14 protein-coding genes are annotated in these 15,993 nt (G+C 69.2%); 13 read left to right on the forward strand and 1 reads right to left on the reverse strand.

Annotated elements, in window-relative coordinates:
* From KDH83_RS07350 to KDH83_RS07410, 13 genes are all read left to right on the forward strand, one after another.
* Positions 1-1,189: indolepyruvate oxidoreductase subunit beta family protein (locus KDH83_RS07350; RefSeq protein WP_212313982.1), on the forward strand; the 1,189-nt coding region annotated here is incomplete at its 5' end.
* A gap of 34 nt (positions 1,190-1,223) precedes the next feature.
* On the forward strand, positions 1,224-2,201 hold the full coding sequence (locus KDH83_RS07355; protein ID WP_212313984.1) for a PDR/VanB family oxidoreductase: 978 nt from the start codon (positions 1,224-1,226) through the stop codon (positions 2,199-2,201).
* 40 nt (positions 2,202-2,241) lie between these two features.
* On the forward strand, positions 2,242-3,558 hold the full coding sequence (locus KDH83_RS07360; RefSeq protein ID WP_212313994.1) for an aromatic ring-hydroxylating dioxygenase subunit alpha: 1,317 nt from the start codon (positions 2,242-2,244) through the stop codon (positions 3,556-3,558).
* Complete coding sequence (locus KDH83_RS07365) at positions 3,559-4,050, forward strand: aromatic-ring-hydroxylating dioxygenase subunit beta (protein ID WP_212313996.1); 492 nt, start codon at positions 3,559-3,561, stop codon at positions 4,048-4,050.
* Between the two features lie 9 nt (positions 4,051-4,059).
* On the forward strand, positions 4,060-5,712 hold the full coding sequence (locus tag KDH83_RS07370) for an AMP-binding protein (RefSeq protein WP_212313998.1): 1,653 nt from the start codon (positions 4,060-4,062) through the stop codon (positions 5,710-5,712).
* Positions 5,709-6,878 carry a thiolase family protein gene (locus tag KDH83_RS07375; protein ID WP_212314000.1) on the forward strand — a complete coding sequence of 390 codons (1,170 nt, stop codon included), beginning with the start codon at positions 5,709-5,711 and terminating at the stop codon, positions 6,876-6,878. The genes KDH83_RS07370 and KDH83_RS07375 overlap by 4 nt, the downstream gene beginning before the upstream one ends.
* Positions 6,875-8,116, forward strand: a complete 1,242-nt coding sequence (locus KDH83_RS07380; RefSeq protein ID WP_212314002.1) for an SDR family NAD(P)-dependent oxidoreductase — start codon at positions 6,875-6,877, stop codon at positions 8,114-8,116. Before KDH83_RS07375 ends, KDH83_RS07380 begins: the two co-directional genes overlap by 4 nt.
* Positions 8,117-8,186: 70 nt before the next feature.
* Positions 8,187-8,972, forward strand: coding sequence for a cyclase family protein (locus KDH83_RS07385; RefSeq protein WP_212314004.1), 786 nt, complete (start codon positions 8,187-8,189; stop codon positions 8,970-8,972).
* Between the two features lie 32 nt (positions 8,973-9,004).
* Positions 9,005-9,733: an SDR family oxidoreductase gene (locus tag KDH83_RS07390; RefSeq protein ID WP_212314005.1), complete on the forward strand. Its 729-nt coding sequence runs from the start codon at positions 9,005-9,007 to the stop codon at positions 9,731-9,733.
* Between the two features lie 186 nt (positions 9,734-9,919).
* On the forward strand, positions 9,920-11,071 hold the full coding sequence (locus KDH83_RS07395) for an ABC transporter substrate-binding protein (RefSeq protein WP_212314006.1): 1,152 nt from the start codon (positions 9,920-9,922) through the stop codon (positions 11,069-11,071).
* A gap of 151 nt (positions 11,072-11,222) precedes the next feature.
* Positions 11,223-12,260, forward strand: coding sequence for a branched-chain amino acid ABC transporter permease (locus tag KDH83_RS07400; protein ID WP_212314007.1), 1,038 nt, complete (start codon positions 11,223-11,225; stop codon positions 12,258-12,260).
* Positions 12,257-14,050: a branched-chain amino acid ABC transporter ATP-binding protein/permease gene (locus KDH83_RS07405; protein WP_212314008.1), complete on the forward strand. Its 1,794-nt coding sequence runs from the start codon at positions 12,257-12,259 to the stop codon at positions 14,048-14,050. Before KDH83_RS07400 ends, KDH83_RS07405 begins: the two co-directional genes overlap by 4 nt.
* Positions 14,051-14,800: an ABC transporter ATP-binding protein gene (locus KDH83_RS07410; RefSeq protein WP_212314009.1), complete on the forward strand. Its 750-nt coding sequence runs from the start codon at positions 14,051-14,053 to the stop codon at positions 14,798-14,800.
* A gap of 63 nt (positions 14,801-14,863) precedes the next feature.
* On the opposite strand, the gene KDH83_RS07415 is transcribed toward KDH83_RS07410, so the two are convergent.
* Positions 14,864-15,799, reverse strand: a complete 936-nt coding sequence (locus KDH83_RS07415) for a glycosyltransferase family A protein (protein WP_212314010.1) — start codon at positions 15,797-15,799, stop codon at positions 14,864-14,866.
* Positions 15,800-15,993: the final 194 nt, after the last annotated feature.

Genomic DNA, 15,993 nt, shown 5'->3' on the forward strand with positions numbered 1-15,993 from the left:
CCGCAGCTACGCGGTCAGCGAGAAATCGGCGCCCGGCACCGGCATCGCCGATCCGAACAAGGTGCTGGAAGCCGGCCGCGCCGCCGCCAAGCGCTTCATGTGCTTCGACCTGCAGGACCTGGCCGACCGCGCCGAACAGGCTGGCGCTGATGACGCTGCCGGCGCGGTCGCCGGCAGCGGCGCCCTGCCCTTCTCGCGCGATGATTTCGAGGCCACCGTGCGTCGCGCCGGCCTGGGCGTGGACGCCAGCCTGCGCGCCTTCGCGCTGGGCTTCGACGCCGCCGCCCAGGCGCCGGCCCAGCCCGCGCCCATCGACCTGTCGCGTCCCGTGCCGGCCGCGCCGGAACAGGCCGCCAGCGCGCGCACCCAGCCGCTGCTGGACATGATCCGGCGCGACTTCCCCGCCTGTGCCCAGCCCATGCTGACGGCCGGCGTGCGCCGCCAGCTCGAATTCCAGGACCTGGCCTATGCCCGCGAATACCTGGACCGCATGAAGGCGCTGCGCGACCTGGACGCGCGCCACGGCGGCGAAGCGCGGCAATGGGAACTGACCTGCGCCGCCGCCCGCTACCTGGCCACGGCCATGGCCTACGACGACGTGATCCGCGTGGCCGACCTGAAGACCCGCGCCACGCGCTTCGATCGCGTGCGCCAGGAAGTCGGCGCGCGTCCGGACCAGCTGGTCTACACCACCGAATTCATGCACCCGCGCCTGGAGGAAATCTGCGGCACCCTGCCCGCCGGGCTGGGCCGCTGGCTGGAAAACTCCAAGTCCTTCGGCGGCTTCGTCGAGCGCCGCCTGGGCAAGGGCCGCCGCATGCGCAGCGGCACGCTGGGCGGTTTCCTGATGCTGTACACGCTGGCCGGCATGCGGCGCTTCCGCCGCGCCACGCTGCGCCACCAGATCGAGAAGGCCGGCCTGGAGCAATGGCTGGATCTGGTCGCGCGGCTGGCGTCGCAGGACTATGCGCTGGCCGTGGAAACGGTCAACTGCCGCCGCCTGGTGAAGGGCTACAGCGACACCCACGTGCGCGGCGGCGGCAAGTACCGCCAGCTGCTCGCGGCCGCCGAGAAACTGGCCGGCCGCCCCGACGCGGCCGCCAGCCTGCGCGCGCTGCGCGACACCGCGCTGGCCAACGAGAAATGCGGCCCCATGGAACGCCAGCTGGCCGACCAGCTGGCGGCCTGAGGCTCCCCGAAGAATCACGCAAGAGGCAAGCGCCGTGCAAACCCTGAAACTCATCGTCCGCGAAGTCCGGCAGGAATCGCCGCTGATCCGTTCCTTCCGCCTGGCGCGCGAGGACGGCGGCGCGCTGCCCGCCTTCGGTCCGGGCGCGCACCTGAAGATCACCGTGCCCAGCCTGCGCGAGCCGCGCAGCTATTCGCTGGTGCAGCTGACGCCGGACGCCGGCTGTTTCGCCGCGCCCAGGGAATATCGCCTGGGCGTGCGCCTGGAGGAAGACAGCCAGGGCGGCTCGCGCCACATGCACGCGCTGGCCGTGGGCGACACGCTGGCCGCCGAAGGGCCGCGCAACGACTTCCCGCTACACGAAGCGCCCGCCGGCGACGAACCGGTGCTGCTGATCGCCGGCGGCATCGGCATCACGCCGGTGGCCTCGATGGCCGCCGCGCTGCAGGCCGCCGGCCGCGCCTTCCACCTGCATTACTGCGGCCGCAGCAAGGACCAGCTGGCCTTCGTGCCCGAGTTGCAGGCGCTGACCGGCGACAAGCTGTCGCTGCACGGCGACGACGATCCGGCCAGCCGCTTCGACCTGCAGGCGCTGCTGGACGCCGCCTCGCCGCGCCAGCACCTGTACGTCTGCGGCCCCAAGGGGCTGATCGACGCCGTCATCGCCGGCGCCACGGCCCGCCCCTGGCCCGACGCCCACGTGCCTTTCGAGCTGTTCGCCACGGCCGCGCCGCAGGCGGGCGACCAGCCCTTCGAGGTCGAGCTGCGCCAGTCCGGCCGCGTGCTGACCATTCCCGCCGACAAGACCATCGTCGACGTCATGGAAGAGGAAGGCTGCGATCCCATGTACGACTGCAAGCGCGGCGAGTGCGGCGTCTGCCAGGCCACCGTGCTGGAAGGCGAGCCCGACCACCGCGACTACTACCTCTCGGACACCGAGAAGGCCAGCGGCAAGATCATCCAGATCTGCATCTCGCGCGCCAAGTCCGCGCGCCTGGTGCTGGATCTCTAGGAACACCGAGCCGCCGCCCCAACCAAGGAAGCGAACCGACATGGCCAAATACCGCGACAACCCCGACGCCATCCGCGCCCTGCTGCGCGAGACCGAGGTGCACCGTGACCTGTTCATCGACCAGGAGCTGTTCGAGCTGGAGATGGAACGGCTGTACGCCAACACCTGGGTCTATGTCGGCCACGACAGCCAGGTGCCCAATCCCGGCGACTACGTCACCACCACCGTCGGCAACCAGCCCGTGGTCATGGTGCGCCACAGCGACCGCACGGTGCGCGTGCTGCACAACCGCTGCCCGCACAAGGGCACCATGGTGGCCGGCGAGGCCTGCGGCAACACCGGCAAGTTCTTCCGCTGCCCCTATCACGCCTGGACCTTCAAGACCGACGGCAGCCTGCTGTCCATTCCGCTGAAGAAAGGCTACGAAAACACCGGCCTGGAGCAGTGCGAGGCCAGCCAGGGCATGGCCGCCGTCAAGGACGTGCGCAACCACCGAGGCTTCGTGTTCTGCCGCCTGAATCCCGAGGGCCAGTCCTTCGAAGACTTCTTCGGCGAATCGCTGACCACGCTGGACAACATGGCCGACCGCTCGCCCGAGGGCCGGCTGGAGGTCGCCGGCGGCGTGATGCGCTACATGCACCGCTGCAACTGGAAGATGCTGGTCGACAACCAGACCGACACCTGTCACCCGATGGTGGCGCACGAGTCCTCGGCCGGCACCGCCGTCAAGGTCTGGGAGCAGGCGCCCGCCGGCACGCCCAAGCCCATGGCGGTGGAGCTGTTCGCGCCCTTCATCTCGCCCTATGAGTTCTTCGAGAACATGGGCATCCGCGTGTGGGAAAACGGCCACGGCCATACCGGCGTGGCCGACTCGATCCACGCCGCCTACTCCGGCGTGCCCGGCTACTGGGAAGCCATGACGGCGGCCTATGGCGAGGAACGCGCCAAGCAGATCCTGGGCGATGTGCGCCACAACACCGTCTACTTCCCCAACATCATGGTGAAGGGCCCGATCCAGACGCTGCGCGTCTTCAAGCCCATCGCCGCCGACCGCACGCTGGTCGAATCCTGGACCTTCCGCCTGGTCGGCGCGCCCGACCTGCTGCTGGAACGCACGCTGATGTACAACCGGCTCATCAACGCGCCCACCTCCGTGGTCGGACACGATGACCTGGAAATGTACGAGCGCGCCCAGGACGGGCTGCAATCGCGCGCCCGCGAATGGGTCAACGTCGGCCGCCTCTACTCGCCCGACGAACTGGGCCGCAAGAACGTCGTCACCAACGGCACCAACGAATGGCAGATGCGCAACCAGTACCGCGCATGGGGCCGCTACATGACCGGACAGGAGGCTTGAATGGCCGTCAGCGACCGCGAACTGATCGATTTCGTCTACGCCGAGGCGCGCATGCTCGATGAGCTGCGCCTCGAGGACTGGCTGGACCTGTATACCGAGGACGGCCATTACTGGATGCCCCTGGCCCACGGCCAGACCGACGCCAAGCTGCACGCCTCGCTGATGTACGAGGACAAGCTGCTGCTGCGCGTGCGCGTCGAGCGGCTGGCCGGCCAGCGCACCTTCTCGCAGCAACCCAAGAGCCGCTGCCACCATCTGCTGCAGGCGCCGACCGTCGAGCACGGCCATCCCGAATCCGCGCCGGCCGAAGGCCGCCACGTGGTCCGCACCGCCTTCCACTACGTCGAGACGCGGCAAGACGCGCAGACCCTGTATGCCGGCTGGACCACGCATCACCTGGTCGAGCAGGACGGCGCGCTGCGCATCCGCCTGAAACGCGTCGACCTGGTGAACTGCGACGCCGCCTTCGGCAACATCCAATTGTTCATGTAGGAGCCGGTCGTGAGCGCGACAGTCCATCAAGCCTTCCGCGACAGCGCGGCCCGCCACGGCGCCCAGCCTTTCCTGTGCATCCTGCCCGAAACGGCCGAGGCCTACGGCATCGCCGCCGGCGAGCTGGCCTATGGCGCGGCCGCCGAGGCCATCGAGACGCTGCGCGCCGCCTATGCGCGCGCCGGCTACGGCCACGGCCACCGCGCCGGCCTGCTACTGGAAAACCGCCCCGCCTTCTTCCTGCACTGGTTCGCGCTCAACGCGCTGGGCGTATCGGTCGTGCCGATCAATCCCGACCTGCGCGCCGCCGAACTCGAATACCTGGCCGGTCATTCCGAAATCGCGCTGGCCGTGGCCCTGCCCGGCCGCCACGCTGACCTGCAGGCCGCCGCCGCGCGCGCCGGCCGCGAGCTGCGCGTGATGGGTCCTGACGACGCGCCGCCCGCCGCGCCCTTTGCCGCGCCGCTGGCCGGCAGCGAGCCGGGCGAGCTGAGCGAGTGCGCGCTGCTGTACACGTCCGGCACCACCGGCCGGCCCAAGGGCTGCATCCTGCCCAACCGCTATTTCCTGCACGCCGGCGGCTGGTACGCGCGCATAGGCGGCCTGGCCGCGCTGCGCCCCGGCCAGGAACGCATGCTGACCCCGCTGCCGCTGGTGCACATGAACGCCATGGCCTATTCCGCCATGGCCATGGTGCTGACGGGCGGCTGCCTGATCCCGCTGGACCGCTTCCACCCGCGCAGCTGGTGGGACAGCGTGCGCGAATCGCGCGCCACCGTGTTGCACTACCTGGGCGTGATGCCCGCCATCCTGATGAAGGCCGAGCCCTCGCCCGATGACGCGCAGCCGGGCATACGCTTCGGCTTCGGCGCCGGCGTGGACCGCAAGCTGCACGCACCCTTCGAGGCGCGCTTCGGCTTCCCGTTGCTGGAAGCCTGGGCCATGACGGAAACGGGCGCCGGGGCCGTCATCATCGCCAACCAGGAACCGCGCCACATCGGCAGCAGCTGCTTCGGCGCCGAGGAAGACGACGTGCAGGTGCGCATCGTCACGGACGCGGGCGCCGAGGCCGCCGCCGGCGAACCCGGCGAGCTGCTGGTGCGCCATGCCGGCGACGATCCGCGCTACGGCTTCTTCGCCGGCTACCTGAAGGACGCCCCGGCGACGGACGAGGCCTGGGAAGGCGGCTGGTTCCACACCGGCGACATCGTGCGCCGCGAGGCCGACGGCGCGCTGCGCTTCGTCGATCGCAAGAAGAACGTGATCCGCCGCAGCGGCGAGAACATCTCGGCCGTGGAAGTCGAAAGCGTGCTGATGCAGCACCCGCTGGTCAAGGCCGTGGCCGTGGCCGCCGTGCCGGACGCGGTGCGCGGCGACGAGGTGCTGGCCTGCGTGGTGCCGGCCGATACGCTGGACAGCGACGCGGCCCGGCAGGAAGCCGCCCGCGCCATCGTGCAATGGAGCCTGGAACAGCTGGCCTACTACAAGGCGCCCGGCTACGTGGCCTTCGTCGACAGCCTGCCGCTGACCACCACCAACAAGATCCAGCGCGGCGAGATGAAGGCGCTGGCGCCCACGCTGCCCGGCAGCGCGCACTGCGTGGACACCTGCGCGATGAAAAAGAAAAGCCCCGAGAAATCCCACGCGGGAGCCGCGAGATGAGCCGCCTCGGCTATGACGGCGTGGTCGCGGCGCTGCCCGTCACCATTCCCTATGAGCGCTACAGCACGCATGCCGCGCACTGGTGGCTGGGCCGCGCCCTTGGCGCGCTGATCCGCCAGGCTGGCCTCGCCAAGACCGACGTGGACGGGCTGTGCGTGTCCAGCTTCACGCTGGCGCCCGACAGCGCCGTGGGCCTGGTCCAGCACCTGGGCATGAGCCCGCGCTGGCTGGACCACATCCCCATGGGCGGCGCCAGCGGCGTGGCCGCGCTGCGGCGCGCCGCGCGCGCCGTGCAGGCCGGCGACGCCGAGGTCGTGGCCTGCATCGCGGGCGACACCAATCACGTGGACTCGTTCCGCAACACCGTCAGCCAATTCTCGCGCTTCGCCCAGGACGCCGTGTATCCCTATGGCGCCGGCGGCCCGAACGCCAGCTTCGCGCTGCTGACCGCGAACTACATGCGCGAGTCCGGCGCCACCCGCGAGGACTTCGGCAAGCTCTGCGTGGCCCAGCGCGACAACGCGCTACGCTACCCGCACGCGCTGATGAAGAAGCCGCTGACGCTGGAACAATACCTGGCCGCGCGCGTCATCACCGACCCCATCCACCTGTTCGACTGCGTCATGCCCTGCGCCGGCGCCGACGCCTTCCTGGTGATGAGCGAGTCGCGCGCGCGGGCGCTCAAGCTGCCCCATGCGCGCATCCTGTCCACCATCGAGCGCCACAACGCCTGGATCGAAGATCCGATCCAGACGCGCGGCGGCTGGACCATGGACGTGGACGAGCTGTACGGCATGGCCGGCTGCGCGCCCGCCGACATGGACTTCCTGCAGGCCTACGATGACTACCCGGTCATCAACCTGATGCAGATGGAAGACCTGGGCTTCTGCGCCAAGAACGAGGGGCCGGAATTCGTGCGCCGCCACGGCTTCACCATCGACGGCAGCTTCCCGTTCAACACCAACGGCGGCCAGCTGTCCGTCGGCCAGGCCGGCGCCGCCGGCGGCTACCTGGGCCTGACCGAAGCGCTGCGCCAGCTGACCGGCACGGCCGGCGGCACCCAGGTGGCCGACGCCCGCATCGGCATGGTGAGCGGCTTCGGCATGATCAACTACGACCGCGGGCTGTGCACCGCCGCGGCCATCCTGGCGCGGAGCGACGCATGACCCAGCCCCTGGCCAAGCCTCCCAAGAAAGACCCGGTCGCGCGCACGCGCCAGCCCACGCTGCCGCCCGGCTGGCGCAGCCGCGCCGCGCTGGGCCTGACCGCCGCCGCGGCCGAGGGTCGCTTCGAATTGCAGGTCTGCGCCGATTGCGGCGCGGTCCAATACCCGCCGCGCGAAGTCTGCGGCGGCTGCCTGTCCGAACAGCTGGCGTGGCGGGCGGTCGATCCGTCCGGCACGCTGCTGGTCAGCACCACGCTGCACCATAGCAACGACCTGTATTTCCGCGAGCGCCTGCCCTGGCGCGTGGGCACGGTGCGCATGGCCGCCGGCCCCTCGGTGGTGGCGCACGTGCACCAGGATTGCGCCGACGGCGCGCCGGTGCGGCTGGCGCTCAAGCTCGACCGTAGCGGCCAGGCCGTGATGATCGCCCTGCCAGAAAGGAACACGCCGAACATGGAAGACGACAAGACCCTGCGCGAAACCTCCTGCGATCCCAAGTTCCGCCGCGCCCTGGTCACCGACGGCAAGTCGGCGGTCGGCCAGGCGGTGGCGCGCGCGCTGCTGGACGCCGGCTGCCCGATGGTGTTCCTGGGCGACCCGCAGACCTGGCGGCGCGACCCGGCCTACGACGCGCTGGCGGCCGACGGCCGGGTGCAGGCGCTGGCGCTGGACGTGACCGACACCGACTCGGTGGACCGCGCGGCGGCCTCCATCGGCGGCAAGGTCGAGATCCTGGTCAACACCGCCGACCTGGAGCGCGAAGGCGGGCTGATGCAGCGCAAGGACGTCAACACCGCGCGCGACGCGCTGGACGTGAACGTGCTGGGCATGATGCGCCTGGCGCAGGCCTTCGGCCCCGGCCTGTGCGCGCGCGCCGCCGACGGCGTCAACAGCGCCGCCGCCTGGGTCAACGTGCTGTCCATCTACGCCCACATGAACCTGCCCGCGCGCGGCATGTGGTCCGCCTCCAAGGCGGCCGCGCTGTCGCTGGCGCAGTGCCTGCGCGCCGAGATGCGCGGCGCCGGCGTGCGCGTGCTGAACGTGTTCCCCGGTCCGCTGGACCATGAGTGGGAACAGCGCACCCCGCCGCCGCGCGTGGCCCCGGCCGCCGTCGCCGCCGCCATCGTCAAGGCCCTGCGCGACGGCGTGGAGGACGTGTACGTGGGCGACGTGGCGCAGGAATTCCGCGCCCGCATGGCCGAGAACCCCAAGGGACTGGAGCGCGAGCTGGGCGCCTGACGCCCGTCCACGCCCCCAAACGCCTCGCGCCCCGCGCGGGACCGAGCAGCAACCGACAAGGAGACGCAGCATGAGCCAGAACATCCTCGCCCAATTCATGACCGAACTGGTCGCCGGCCGCATCCGGCTGGTGGACCTGACCGAGACGCTGACGCCGGAATTCCCCACCATCGTGCTACCGCCGGAATTCGGCCAGGCCTGGCCCTTCCGCATCGAGGAGATCTCGCGCTACGACGAGCGCGGCCCGGCCTGGTACTGGAACAACTTCTCCTGCTCCGAGCACACCGGCACGCACTTCGACGCGCCGGTGCACTGGATCTCCGGCAAGGACCAGCCCGACAACACGGTCGACACAATTCCGGTGGAAGCCTTCATCGCCAGCGCCTGCGTGATCGACTGTTCGGCCGAGGCGCGCGACAACCCCGACTTCCTGCTGACGATCGATTTCGTCAAGCAATGGGAAGCAAAGCATGGCCGCATCCCGGCGCGCTCCTGGGTGCTGATGCGCACCGACTGGTCCAAGCGCGCCAAGCCGGCCGAATACCTGAACATGAAGGAAGACGGCGCGCATTCGCCCGGCCCGGACGCGGACGTGGTGCCCTGGCTGATCAAGGAACGCGACGTGCACGGCTTCGGCACCGAGTCGGTCGGCACCGACGCGGGGCAGGCCCAGCACCTGGATCCTCCGTACCCCTGCCACTACTACATGCACGGCAACAACCGCTACGGCCTGCAATGCCTGACCAACCTGGACCAGCTGCCACCCACCGGCGCCGTGATTTTCTCGGCGCCGCTGAAGATCCGCAGCGGCTCGGGCAGCCCTCTCCGCGTCCTGGCAATAACGCCCAAGGCCTGAAGACACGCACAACAAGAACACAGGGGATGAACATGAAGCAAACACCAGCAGCCATCGTCACCGGCGGCAGCGCCGGGATCGGCGCCGAGATCTGCCGCGCCATGCTGGACGCCGGCTATGACGTGATTTCCATGGCGCGGCGCGCGGGCGAGATGAGCCATCCGCGCCTGACCCACATGCAGGTGGACCTGCTGGACGAGCAGGCCACGGCCCAGGCCGCCGCCGAGGCGGTGGCGCGCCATCCGGTCAGCCACGTGATCCACAACGCCGGCGTGATCTGGCCCAACCTGCTGCCCGACGTCACGCAACAGGAACTGCACGGACTGACGCAGATCCACCTGGGCGCGGCCATCAGCCTGGTGCAGGCCGCCCTGCCCGGCATGCGCGAGCGCGGCTTCGGCCGCATCGTGATGATGTCCTCGCGCGGCGCGCTGGGCCTGCCCACCCGCACCGCCTATTCCGCCACCAAGGCCGGCATGATCGGCATGGCGCGCACCTGGGCGCTGGAGCTGGCGCCGCATGGCATCACCGTCAACGTGGTCGCGCCTGGCCCCATCCAGACCGACATGTTCTATGACGTGATCGAGGCCGGCAGCGAGCGCGAAAAGCAGATCGCCAACGGCATTCCGGTCAAGCGCCTGGGGCGCTCGGACGACGTGGCGCGCGCGGTCATGTTCTTTTCCGATCCGGCCAACAGTTTCATCACCGGACAGACGCTGTACGTCTGCGGCGGCGCCAGCGTCAGTTCGATCACGATCTGAGGCTCGTTGCGCTACGGGTTTTGACGGATAGGTAAGCGCATGCGCCGCGTCTACAGTGCATTGCCTTGCCGTTCGTCCGCCGGCGGCCCGCCGCCGGCGCTGCGCCACCCGCCGCAGTCTCCGCAACACCGGCTGTCCCCAACTTTCAGCCGCACCAAACTCTGCTCCCACTCCGGAGGTTTTGCCATGCTGTCGAAGAAGCTCCCCCTGGCCGCCGCCCTCGCCGCCGCCGCGCTGTTCTCCCTGCCCGCGCTGGCGCAGGTCAAGGTCGGCGTCGTGTCCTCGTCGACCGGCCCCACCGCCCTGGTCGGCATCCCCCAGAAGAACACCGTGCCGCTGCTGCCCAAGAAGATCGGCGACCTGACGGTGGAATACATCTCGCTGGACGACGCCAGCGATTCCACCAACTCGGTCACCGCCTTCAAGAAGCTGATCTCCGAGCAGAACGTGGACGCGCTGATCGGCCCCTCGGGCTCGCCCAACGCCATGGGCGTGATCCAGTTCGCCGCCGAGGCCGGCGTGCCGATGCTGGCGCCTGTGGGCACGGCGGCCGTGGTGCTGCCGATGAACGAGCAGAAGAAGTGGGTCTTCAAGACCACGCAGAACGACGACATCATCGCGCGCGCGCTGGTCGACCACATGGCCAAGACCGGCATCAAGACCGTCGGCTTCATCGGCCTGAACGATCCCTATGGCGAGAACTGGTACAAGGTGTTCTCGGCGCTCGCCGCCGAGAAGGGCATCAAGATCGCCGCCAACGAACGCTACCTGCGCTTCGACAGCTCGGTCACCGGCCAGGCGCTGAAGATCCTGGCCGCCAAACCCGACGCGGTGCTGGTGGCCGCCCCCGGCGCGGCCAGCGTGCTGCCGCAAACGACGCTGTTCGACCAGGGCTACAAGGGCAAGTTCTACCAGACCCACGGCGCCGCGCTGCCGGACTTCCTGAAGCTGGGCGGCAAGAAGGTCGAAGGCACGATCCTGGCCGCCAGCCTGATGCTGGTGCTGCCGGAAATGCCCGACAGCAACCCGTCCAAGAAGGTCGCGGCCGACTACATCGCCGCCTACGAGAAGCTCAACGGCTCCAAGCCGGCCACCTTCGGCGCCAACGTCTACGACGCCGGCCTGCTGCTGGAAAAGGCCGTCCCGCTGGCCGAGAAGGCCGGCAAGCCGGGCACCAAGGAGTTCCGCAACGCGCTGCGCGACGCGCTGGAGCAGACCAAGGAGCTGGTGGGCACCCAGGGCGTCTACAACATGACGGCCGCCGACCACAGCGGTTTCGATGATCGCGGCCGCGAGCTGATCACCGTGAAGGACGGTAACTGGACGCTGGTGAAGTAGAAGGCTCCCCCCGAAGCGCTCACGCGCTTCCCCCCAGGGGGCATGCCTACGGACCGGCAAAGCCGGCTCCGTGGCATCCCGATGGGGGGCACCGATTTCTTTAGGTACGAGGGTGACGTGCCTGCGTGCTTTGTCTTACCCGGAATTCTGCATGAATGCTCAGATCGCCCTGATACTCGGGCAGGACGGCATCACCAACGGCGCGATCTATGCGCTGCTGGCCTTGTCCATCCTGCTGGTGTTTACCGTTACCCGCGTCCTATTCATTCCGCAAGGCGAGTTCGTCGCCTTCGGCGCGCTGACCATGGCCTCGCTGCAGGCGGGCAAGCCGGTGGCGCTGGTGTGGCTGCTGCTGGCCTTCGCGCTGGCCGAAGTCGTCTGTGACCTGCTGGCCTGGCGCAAGCGGCCAGCGCGCGTGCGCGTCTGGCGCATCGCCGCCAAGGCGGTCTATCCGCTGGTCCTGGCCGGCCTGTTGTATCGCCTGCCGCTGGCGCAGCTGCCGATGACGGTCCAGGCGCTGCTGACGCTGCTGCTGGTGGTGCCGATGGGGCCGCAGCTGTATCGCCTCTTCTATCAGCCGATCGCGGCCGCGTCCACGCTGGTGCTGCTGATCGTCTCGATCGCGGTGCACCTGGCGCTGGTCGGGCTGGGCCTGCTGGCCTTCGGCGCCGAGGGCGCGCGCACCGCGCCGTTCAGCGACGCCGGGCTGACGCTGGGACCGGTCAACGTCAACAGCCAGGCGCTGTGGGTGGTGGCGGTGTCGGCGCTGCTGATCGTCGTGCTGTACCAGTTCTTCGAGCGTTCCATGTACGGCAAGGCGCTGCGCGCGGCGGCCTTCAACCGGCTGGGCGCGCGCCTGATGGGCATCTCGCCGGTGTTCGCCGGCCGCGCCACCTTCTTCCTGGCGGCGCTGATCGGCACGGTGTCCGGCATCCTGATCGCGCCCATCACCACCATGTATTTCGACTCGGGCTTCATGGTCAGCCTGAAGGGCTTCGTCGGCGCCATCATCGGCGGACTGGTCAGCTATCCGCTGGCCGCCGCGGGCGCGGTGCTGGTGGGCCTGATCGAGGCCTTCTCCTCGTTCTGGGCCAGCGCCTACAAGGAAATCGTCGTGTTCACCCTGATCATTCCCGTGCTGCTCTGGCGCTCGCTCAAGAGCCATCACGTCGAAGAGGAAGAAGAATGAATCCCCGCTTCGTCCTCGTGGCCTTCCTGGCCCTGCTGGCGCTGGCGCCGCCATTCCTGCCGCCGTTCTATGTCACGCTGCTGAACTACATCGGCCTGTACGCGCTGGTGGCGCTGGGCCTGGTGCTGCTGACCGGCGTGGGCGGGCTGACCAGCTTCGGCCAGGCCGCCTTCGTGGGCCTGGGCGCCTACACCACGGCCATCCTGACCACGCGCGCCGACAGCCTGCCGTCCTGGCTGGGCTGGCTGGGCGCCTCGCCCTGGCTGACGCTGCTGGCCGGCCTGCTGCTGACGCTGGTGGTGGCCTGGCTGCTGGGCGCGATCACGCTCAAGCTGTCCGGCCATTTCCTGCCGCTGGGCACGATCGCCTGGGGCCTGTCGCTGTACTTCGCCTTCGGCTCGATGGAAGGCCTGGGCGGACATACCGGCATTCCTGACATTCCCGCCATCTCGCTGTTCGGCAAGGCGCTGGATCAGGGCGAGACCATCTACTACCTGATCTGGGCCTTCCTGCTGCTGGCGGTCTGGTCCACCCGCAATCTGCTGGACTCGCGCGAGGGCCGCGCGATCCGCGCGCTCAAGGGCGGCCGCGTCATGGCCGAGTCGATGGGCGTGGACACGGCCCGCTCGCGCATGGTGATATTCATCATCGCCGCGCTGCAGGCCTGCGCCTCGGGCTGGCTGTACGCGCACATGCAGCGCTTCGTCAATCCGAACCCATTCGGCCTGCAGATGGGCATCGAATACCTGTTCATGACCGTCATCGGCGGCGCGGGCCAGGTCTGGGGCGCGCTGGTGGGCGCGGGCGTGTTCACCGTGCTCAAGCAGTGGCTGCAGGACCTGCTGCCGAAGGTGCTGGGACAGACCGGCAATTTCGAGGTCATCGTGTTCGGCTTCGGCATGGTGCTGCTGCTGCACCGCGCGCGCAGCGGCCTGTGGCCCTTGCTGACGCGCTGGGTGCCGGTGCGCAAGATCGAACGCAAGCTGGACCTGGACGCCGCGTCGCTGCCGCGCAAGCCCATGCCGCCGCGCGGCGAGGTGGTGCTCAAGGCGGTGGACGTGACGCGCAAGTTCGGCGGGCTGGTGGCCAACAACGCCATGAACCTGGAGATCCGCGCGGGCGAGATCCTGGCGTTGATCGGCCCCAACGGCGCCGGCAAGAGCACCATGTTCAACCAGATCTCCGGCGTGGACACGCCCACCTCCGGCCAGGTCACGCTGCTGGGCCAGCAGGTGGCCGGCGCCGGCGCGCGCCGCATCGCGCGGCTGGGGCTGTCGCGCACCTTCCAGCACGTGCGCCTGCTGGGCCGCATGAGCGTGCTGGAGAACGTGGCGATCGGCGCGCACCTGCGCGGCCATCGCGGCGTCATGCCGGCCGCCTGGCGGCTGGACCGCGCCGAGGAATCACGCCTGCTGGCCGAGGCCGCGCGCCAGGTCGAGCGCGTGGGCCTGGGCCGGCACCTGCATGACGAGGCCGGCTCGCTGGCGCTGGGCCAGCAACGCATCCTGGAGATCGCGCGGGCGCTGGCGTCGGATCCCTGCATCCTGCTGCTGGACGAGCCGGCGGCCGGGCTGCGCTACCAGGAAAAGCGCGAGCTGGCCGAGCTGCTGCGCAAGCTGCGCGCCGAAGGCATGGCGATCCTGCTGGTCGAGCACGACATGGATTTCGTGATGGGCCTGGTGGACCGCGTGGTCGTGATGGACTTCGGCGAGAAGATCGCCGAGGGCCTGCCCGCCGAGATCCAGCACAATCCGGCGGTGCTTGAAGCCTATCTGGGCGGAGTGGAATAAATGGCGGCGAAACTGCTGGAAGTGCAAGGCCTGCGCGTGGCCTACGACAAGATCGAGGCCGTCACGGGCGTGGACCTGGCGGTCGGCCAGGGCCAGATCGTGACCGTGATCGGCCCCAACGGCGCCGGCAAGACCACGCTGCTGTCGGCCATCATGGGCGTGCTGCCCTCGAGCGGACGCATCGTGTTCGACGGCAAGCCGCGCGAGCACGCCGAGATCGAGGAAATGGTCGCGGCCGGCATGAACCTGGTGCCGGAAAAGCGCGAGCTGTTCTCCGAGATGACGGTGGAGGACAACCTGATGCTGGGCGCCTTCGACCGCTACCGGCGCGGCCTGCGCGACCACGACGGCACGCTGGCCGAAGTCTATGAGCTGTTCCCGCGCCTGCGCGAACGGCGCGGTCAGCTGTCCGGCACGCTGTCGGGCGGCGAACGGCAGATGCTGGCGGTGGGCCGCGCGCTGATGGCCAAGCCCAAGCTGCTGATGCTGGACGAACCCAGCCTGGGCCTGGCGCCGCGCATCGTGCGCGAGGTCTTCCACATCGTCGCGCGCCTGCGCGACATGGGCGTGTCCATCCTGCTCATCGAGCAGAACGCGCGCGCCGCGCTGCAGGTGGCGGACTATGCCTATGTGCTGGAAACCGGCGCGGTGACGCTGGAGGGCCCGGCAGCGCAGGTGGCGCAAGATCCGCGCGTGGTCGAGGTCTATCTGGGACTGGGACACGGCGCGGCGGCGCAGGCGCCGGCCTGAAACAGCGACGCTGACATCCGCGCGCATTGGCCCCGGCGCTGGCCGCCGGGAAAACGGCTGGCGCTAGGCGATGCCCCGACGCCGGTCGCGGCGGTACAGCGCGTAGCCGAGCGGCCACATCAGCCCCACCATCAGCCGGCCCAGCGGCCGCGTCAGGCGGTAGGCCTGCACGGCGTTGGCCACGCCCGAGTGTTCCAGGTGCAGGCGGAACCGCGTGTAGCGCGCCGCCGCCATGACGAACTCGCGCGGACGGTAGCGGAAGTATTCAAGATGGTGCTGCAGCATGTCCCAGGCCAGCAGGTACAGGCCCTGGGCATTGCTGCCCACCGCGACCGTGCCGCGACTCAGGCTGTCCGTGCTGTCGTGGTAGACGCGCACCACCTGGTTGATGAAGCGGCTCAGATAGCCGGCGCGCGAGATCGCCCACCACACCAGGCTCTCGGGCACGAAGCCGGCCACGTCCTCGGGGAAGGGAAACTTGCGCAGCACGCTGGTGCGCATGCAGCCGAACTTCTCGCCCTTGATGCGGTGGCGGAAATACACGTCGACGGCGGTGCTGTCGAACACGTCCTGCGGATAGCGGTCGCCGACGACGGAGCCGTCGGGCCGGGCGCACAGGCCGGTCACGGCCACGTAGGAGTCGCGGCGCGCGGGCGGGATCGAGTCCCAGGCCGACTTGAAGATCTGCAGCGCGTCCGGCGGCATTTCGTCGTCGCTGTCCAGCCCGACGATCAACTCACCGCGCGCCTCGCGCACGCCGCGGTTGAACGCCGTTTTCTTGTGCTGGTTGTTCTGCCAGACATAGCGGATGGGAAAGGCCGCGCGCGCCTGCCAGGCCAGCACCGAGGCGTGCGTGTTGTCCGTGGAACCATCATCCACCACGACCCATTCAAAGTCCTTGAAGGTCTGCTGACAGAGCGACTCGTACACTCGGTGCAGCGTGCCCGCCCGGTTGTAGGTTGGGGTCAGAATGGTAAAGAACGGTGGTGTATCGGCCATGCCTGCTATGCCCCTTTGCGATCGTCTGGGAACCGCTGCGGTCTTGATTTTGGTGTCTTCGTTGGTGTTTTCGCCTGAAGTTTAGGGGATATGCGCGTGCCCGCCCATGCCACGGCATTTGAATTTGCAATCAAATCTGACAAGAAGTCGCCCGATCTCCGGCGATCAGCCATGGTTCGCCGATCCGGGCCGCC

Source organism: Achromobacter sp. Marseille-Q0513 (assembly GCF_018195695.1).
In the GTDB taxonomy this organism is placed as follows: Bacteria; Pseudomonadota; Gammaproteobacteria; order Burkholderiales; family Burkholderiaceae_B; genus Achromobacter.